At 37.2% G+C, this 6208-nt stretch carries 6 protein-coding genes and 2 pseudogenes; 3 read left to right on the top strand and 5 right to left on the bottom strand.

Annotation, left to right across the window (positions count from 1 at the left end; all coding sequences use genetic code 11):
- Together Q4579_RS22650 and Q4579_RS22645 are read left to right on the top strand one after the other, a co-directional pair.
- Positions 1 to 182, top strand: a 182-nt coding sequence (locus Q4579_RS22650) for a hypothetical protein (RefSeq protein WP_303567200.1), incomplete at its 5' end; no start/stop codon positions are given.
- Positions 179 to 331: pseudogene (locus tag Q4579_RS22645) on the top strand (two-component system sensor histidine kinase CreC); the annotation flags it as partial. The gene Q4579_RS22650 and the pseudogene Q4579_RS22645, both read left to right, overlap by 4 nt.
- 147 nt (positions 332 to 478) lie before the next feature.
- Here the strand turns inward: Q4579_RS22645 and Q4579_RS22640 are convergent.
- From Q4579_RS22640 to Q4579_RS22625, 4 genes are all read right to left on the bottom strand, one after another.
- On the bottom strand, positions 479 to 1474 hold the full coding sequence (locus tag Q4579_RS22640) for a 2Fe-2S iron-sulfur cluster-binding protein (RefSeq protein ID WP_303567199.1): 996 nt from the start codon (positions 1472 to 1474) through the stop codon (positions 479 to 481).
- A 56-nt stretch (positions 1475 to 1530) separates the two neighbouring features.
- A complete protein-coding gene (locus Q4579_RS22635; RefSeq protein WP_303567197.1) occupies positions 1531 to 2391 on the bottom strand; it encodes a sugar phosphate isomerase/epimerase family protein in 861 nt (286 codons plus the stop codon).
- A 10-nt stretch (positions 2392 to 2401) separates the two neighbouring features.
- Positions 2402 to 3427, bottom strand: a complete 1026-nt coding sequence (locus Q4579_RS22630) for a LeuA family protein (RefSeq protein ID WP_303567195.1) — start codon at positions 3425 to 3427, stop codon at positions 2402 to 2404.
- 327 nt (positions 3428 to 3754) lie between these two features.
- Complete coding sequence (locus Q4579_RS22625; protein ID WP_303567193.1) at positions 3755 to 4474, bottom strand: AzlC family ABC transporter permease; 720 nt, start codon at positions 4472 to 4474, stop codon at positions 3755 to 3757.
- Between the two features lie 345 nt (positions 4475 to 4819).
- On the opposite strand from Q4579_RS22625, the pseudogene Q4579_RS22620 reads away from it, so the two are divergent.
- A pseudogene (locus tag Q4579_RS22620) lies at positions 4820 to 5857 on the top strand (IS630 family transposase).
- 108 nt (positions 5858 to 5965) lie between these two features.
- Here Q4579_RS22620 and Q4579_RS22615 read toward each other — a convergent pair.
- The coding region (locus Q4579_RS22615; protein ID WP_303567191.1) for a hypothetical protein at positions 5966 to 6208 on the bottom strand (243 nt) is incomplete at its 5' end.

Here is a 6208-nt window from a genome sequence, read left to right as displayed (position 1 = left end):
TGGGGATGATTCAAAAAAGCTTTGGTGATGGTGTAATGTTCCGTGTCTTCGTATTTGATCGGGTGAATGCCATTCGGGCCGATCTGATAAATCAGTGCACCGGGATAAGCCATCAGCATGGGGGAATGTGTGGTTCGAATCGAGAAATGGAAATCAATTTTTCAGACAAGGACACCGCATGAGGATCCCCCTTGGCATACGGCTGTTTATCCTATCTTTTATTCTGGTTGCCTTCACGGCTTATGTCATCAGTCAAACCATGATGCAAAAGCTCAAGCCCAATATACGTCAGTCCACTGAAGAAACCTCAGTCAATATGGCTCATCTTCTGTGCCCCCCTCATCAAAGATGACTGACTAGGTAAAAATGAGACTGAACACGTCCGGGTAGACCTAAGAGCGAGGCTGCTAAAGTCTACTTTGCTGTCCTTGCTTAGCGCGTAGAAAAGGTTGACGGGGTCCGCACGTCCCCTTCAACATTAACACCCGCTTTTATAGAAGGCATCAGAGTAAAAATGGTTTGAGATATCATTACAATGTTCAGTTAGCACGTTGTAAAGGCTTTCAATCATATTAATTGAACCACAAGCATAAACATCTACATCTTCAAAACAATGAACAATATCAGTTAAAAAATCTTGAACGTAACCTATATTAACCTTATGCCGACCTATTTCAGTCGCTCTTGAATAAACAGGAAAAAAAGTGCAATTAGGCCGAATTTTTTTTATTTCACTAATTTTATCTGAAAAATAAAAGTCTAATTCAGTTCGCCCTCCCCATAGAACCCATATCTTTTCATAATCTTTTACTTCATCTGATAAAAGCATAGATTGTATTGGTGAAAAGCCTGTTCCTGTGGCAACAAATAGAGCATTGTTATTTTTATTAAGAGCAATTTTAAACTCCCCCTTTGATGCCTCAATCCATACGACATCATTTACTTTTAGACATTCCAAATGGTATTGAGAAAAAAGGCCATTAAGTTGTTTTTTAACATGAAGCTCGAAATATTGGTCAGCTTTGGGATTGTTAGCAATAGAGTATGATCTAGAAACCCCATTAAACAAAACATCTAAATATTGACCTGGATTAAATTCAAAATCGGAATTTTTTGAGACACTAAGCTTAATAATGACAGTGGAGTTTCTATGTTCAATTGACTTAACAATAGTGCCAATTTTATTGTTGCTAGACTTGGATGATGATTCAATGACTATATCTGACTTAGCTATAGAGCAACATGGTAGAATATAGTTTTCATTTAACTCGTCTTTCGTTAAACAAACGTTTTTATTTGGTAGGTATGATATATCACCCTCTACAAGCTTCAACTTACACACTCTACATATTCCGTTCAAACATCCATATTTAAGAGTGATGTTGCTTTTCAATGATGATTCTAATATTGTGTTTTTGCTATCAGTTTTGAACTGCTGATTTTTTGAACTGACATAGACTTTATATTGCTCCATATTTCCCTCTCAAAAGGACCAACATTTAATAATATTGGTCCAAATGTTCTTTCTGATTAGTTGCTTCTATTATTTAACAAATTCATATACTGCTTCCCGGATTCGAAAAAATCCACAGGTTCATATCCACCACCTGATTCTTCGATAATGAAATTACCTTTATATCCTTCTTCAACCATATAACTAAGGACATCATTAAAATTGAAGTTACCCTTATTGAGCGGTAAATGAATGTGCTTGCCGTTTAGAACATCATTAAAATGAGCATTCTTTATGCTTGGTAGTAGACTTTTCAACTTTGAATAATATTCTTCAGGTGAGCATTCATAATAAAAACTATGATAATGAACGATATCTAAGGTTAAAAATACATTATCGTATTTACAAAGAGAATCATGCTGCTCATCAGATAGCACTATATATTTCTCTCGTTCATTCCCTGTATTCTCCAACAATAGAAGTATATCATTTTCCTTTGCAATCTTAGATAGACTCCCAATGGATTTATCTAGTTGTTCAAAACTAAAACCATCAACTCCGCTTGAATTGACTTCAACATATCCTGGGTGGATTGTTAAATACTTCGCGCCAACTTCACTAGACATTACTATATACTTTGATAAGTAGTCGACAGCAACCAGCCTCGTAATTTCATCAGAATTTGCAATATCTGTCTCAACGCCTAAATAAGGTGCATGACATGAAAAAGAAATGTCTTTATCTGATTTTATACTTTTTAGTTTTTCTTTTATTTCATTCCAGGATGATGGGTTTTCATCTAGATGAACACGAAAGTCTTTTTCAAACTCTATTTCTACTATTTTGTAATCATCAGTAATAAAATCCACTAAATTTACCATGTCTGCTGGGTTATCGTAAATATTTGTAGAAAATCCGATCTTATTGCTCGTTAACATTGTAATATTCCTAGTTTACAAGTGAATGAGAAGCCTTAACTTTGTTACTTGATAGGCGGTTAACATGGAAGCTTCTTGTTAAACCTATCTCATTGGGATTAATAAATTCGTATGTTTCTGGATTTTTCAAAATCGCAGCTTGGTGTATGCCTGCACACGTCCGAAACGCATACTCACCAATAATCGGTTTATTCGGATATGGTTTTTTACCTATCATGTCATAATAGAAATTTGAGAGACCGATAGCTTGCCTCAGATTAATACCCGTAATAAAATTAGATTGATATTCTTGGCAGTACTCAAGTATTGCTACTATTTCTTCCAATGAAGTGTTACCACAGCGTTCACCGACACCACCAATAGTCGTTTGAATCATTGATGCGCCGTTGTAAATTGCTTCAATAGAGTTTGCAACAGCAAGCCCTAAATCATTATGGAAGTGAACTGAAAAGTTCACTTGTGGATACCGGCTCACGAAGTGTTTCATTAGTTTCCTAACTGATCTTGGTGTCATACACCCGACAGTATCGGCAAAACAAATATCTTTAACTTCTTTTTCAATAAGCAAACTTACATTCTGTTCTAAATATTCAAAACTACCGCGACTTGCATCTTCCAATATTGCATAAATATTCCCATGAAAATCTGATTTATCTATTAACCCTATAGAATACTCTAATTTTTTTAGATAGTCTTCTAAACTTAAATTCATTTTTTTTGTCAAATGTATTTCAGAACCAACACATAGTAAATTAATAATTGGATTTTCTATTTTTTTCATTACTGAAATATTATTGACAATATCATTGTCATTTAATCGACAGAGAGTACATATAGGTTTTTTAATACCAAGCTCTGATATCCTATCAAAAACAATATTGCTTGTCTCATCAGTTACCATTCCTATTTCGATGACTTCAACATCTTGTTTTTCTAAGCATTCGATTAACTTAATTTTATCCTCATTCGTTAAAAGAAAACCTATTCCTTGCTCACCGTCTCTCATTGTTGTATCAAAAAACTTCACTTTTCTCATGTAATAATCCCATTTGATATATGAAAAATAATCAATGATATTATGAGTGCTTTCAGTATTGAACGTGAACTAACAAATATAAAATATGATAAAAACAAACTGAAAAATATTAATGTACTTTTAACACTGAAGACTTCTTTAATATCAACTATAGATATCCTGCCAAATGAAGTGTTAAAAATTATTGTTCCAATAATAATGCATATGGAACATTCTACCGCAGTAATAACCCCTTGAGATATATTCAGCCTATTTGTATTGATTAACAATGGTAAACACTTTAAAAACAAACTAATTATTGCTGCGATTATAATCACATCCACTTCATCACTCCTTAGAATGTACTAATTTAGCATCCTTAGATATTCCCTTATAACCTTTGTAGATGATCGCTCCCATAACCAAGATGCAAGAAATTTCAAATAAACTATTTCCTAGCGAATTAAGAACTGGAGCAAGAACAATTCCTGATAGAGTGGATACAAGAGCAAGTTTATTTTTTTCATCCTTTAACGCCATCAAAAAGAAGTTTATTGGTATAATCAAGTTTATTGTATCTTTTAATGACTCGTAATTAATGTACTCTGAAGCTAAGTATCCGAAAACAGTAGAAACAACTGCCACAACATAGCATGGAATACCCACACTCAAATAGTAGTGAAAGTTAACCTTACCATCATTTCTTCCTATTGAGTTAACATATGAAGTTGTAACAGCGTAAGTACTAGCACTAAACATGATCATCGATGGGTATATTTTCCACCTTTCAACGCCGGGAAACTTTTCTAGAATGATAAAGGACATAAGAATAAATCTAAAGTTGATTACTATAGTCAATAAAATGCCCGAATAAATTAATCCATTTTGAATTAATTCCATTCCCGAAATTTGAAGTGGGGCAGCAAATATAAATGCAGTCCCAAGGAATGATTCCAACATAGGTATACCATTCTTTTGGTATGTTGACCCAATTGCAGAAAACATAAAAAAGAAAGATATCATTACAGGTATAGAGTCTATCAAGCCTCTTTTTGCTAAACTTCCCAAGGTTTATCTCCGCACAATTCAATGCGAGACAGTATGCACATTAAATCTGATGCATATATCTATCTTGATGATTTTTTTGAATATCGTCACATTAATTGTGGTTATTGCCTGCGTAAATATTGATGTAGATCATATGTAACCTCACACCAGAGAAGGATCGGCTAAGAAGGAAAGAGAACAAGCACAGTCGGTAGGCCTGCTTTCGGATGACCGCTATCAATAGCGCCTAAATAACTGTTCCTAAATGTAGATCACTGGAAAGCAGAAAATGAAGGGAACTCGGTAGAGTTTGTGCGATCTGATCAGTCGCCAAACATACAAACCCACAAAACAATACCGAGACCTATGATTTTAACATTACCTGACCGGGCAGAGCGACGCCGGATTATCAAAAATATCCACAAGACCAAAGACAAAGATCACTGCAGACGCTTAAACGCCATATTGTTACTCGCCGATGGACTGACTGTTACAGCTGTCTCCAACATACTTGCCGCTGCTCGATCGTCCATCAATCGATGGGTTCAATGGTACACAGAATGTGGTATCGAGGGTTTGAAAAGCTCAACCAGAGGAAGAACGTCAACACTTCCTTTTGCTCAGATTTCAGCCGTAATCACAGCACTGTTGGAGTTCAGCCCTCAAGATCTGGGTTACCAACGCTCACGCTGGAGCACTGAGTTGATAGCGATAGAAATCAACCGAGTATTCGGCCTCAAGGTGCATGCATCAACGATTCGCCGCTGGCTTCCTAAGCTCGGTATTGTATGGCGAAGAGCAGCACCGACGTTACATATCAAAGATCCAGATAAAGAAGCGAAACTTGTCAGGATTCAACAGGCTTTAGAGCAATGTGATATCAACTATCCCGTATTCTACGAAGACGAAGTAGACATTCACTTGAATCCTAAAATAGGAGCAGACTGAGTACACAAAGGCCAACAAAAGAAAGTGGCCACACCAGGACAAAACGCTAAACATTATCTGGCGGGCGCGCTGCATGCGAAAACTGGCAAAGTTTCATACGTTGCCCAGTCCAGCAAGAACTCTGAACTGTTTATTGCGATGATGGAACAGCTAAAACGACAGTACCGACGAGCGAAAACAATCACCCTCATCGTCGATAATTACATCATTCACAAGTGTCGAAAGACTCAAAGCTGGTTGAAGGAAAACCCGAAGTTCATCCTACTGTTTCAGCCCGTATATTCCCCGTGGGTGAACAAAATAGAGAAGTTATGGCATGCCTTACATGAAACCATTACACGCAATCATCAATGCACAACAATGTGGAAACTCTTAAAGCAGGTGCGCTACTTCATGGATCATGCATCACCTTTTCCCGGTGGAGGCTATGGGTTACTGAAAGTGGAGCGGAATTAGGATCAGTTATTTAGCAGCGGAACTGTTCTCAACGGTGCGAGTTGTTGCCGGAACAGATTTTTCACATTATGGTTCTACTGCGAATATATCACTCGGCTTCATTGTTGGTCAGGGGATCCTATCCTGGTTCAGGAACCCACCCGACTTCGTGTTTGAAATATAGACACATCGTCCAACATATCGTGATGCAGGTATCTGTTCGTCTTTTCTCAGCCAGACTAAGAGGTGTTTTCTCAACCGGGCTATCCTGGATGCCCGGGTCATCGCCAGACCATTAGCATCGGCCGATTGGGTGACCGTCGCCTCAGCCCGATATCTCGCCCGACGGGGCGTCCCCCAATCTATCGCAGA

Source organism: Photobacterium sp. 1_MG-2023 (assembly GCF_030547945.1).
GTDB lineage: Bacteria > Pseudomonadota > Gammaproteobacteria > Enterobacterales > Vibrionaceae > Photobacterium.
This window is presented reverse-complemented; position numbering and strand designations above follow the sequence as displayed.

What these genes read in the sequence shown, in the direction of transcription:
- Q4579_RS22640 (WP_303567199.1), bottom strand. Translation starts at nt 1,474, where the DNA reads ATGGAGCAATATAAAGTCTATGTCAGTTCAAAAAATCAGCAGTTCAAA.
- Q4579_RS22635 (WP_303567197.1), bottom strand. Translation starts at nt 2,391, where the DNA reads ATGTTAACGAGCAATAAGATCGGATTTTCTACAAATATTTACGATAAC.
- Q4579_RS22630 (WP_303567195.1), bottom strand. Translation starts at nt 3,427, where the DNA reads ATGAGAAAAGTGAAGTTTTTTGATACAACAATGAGAGACGGTGAGCAA.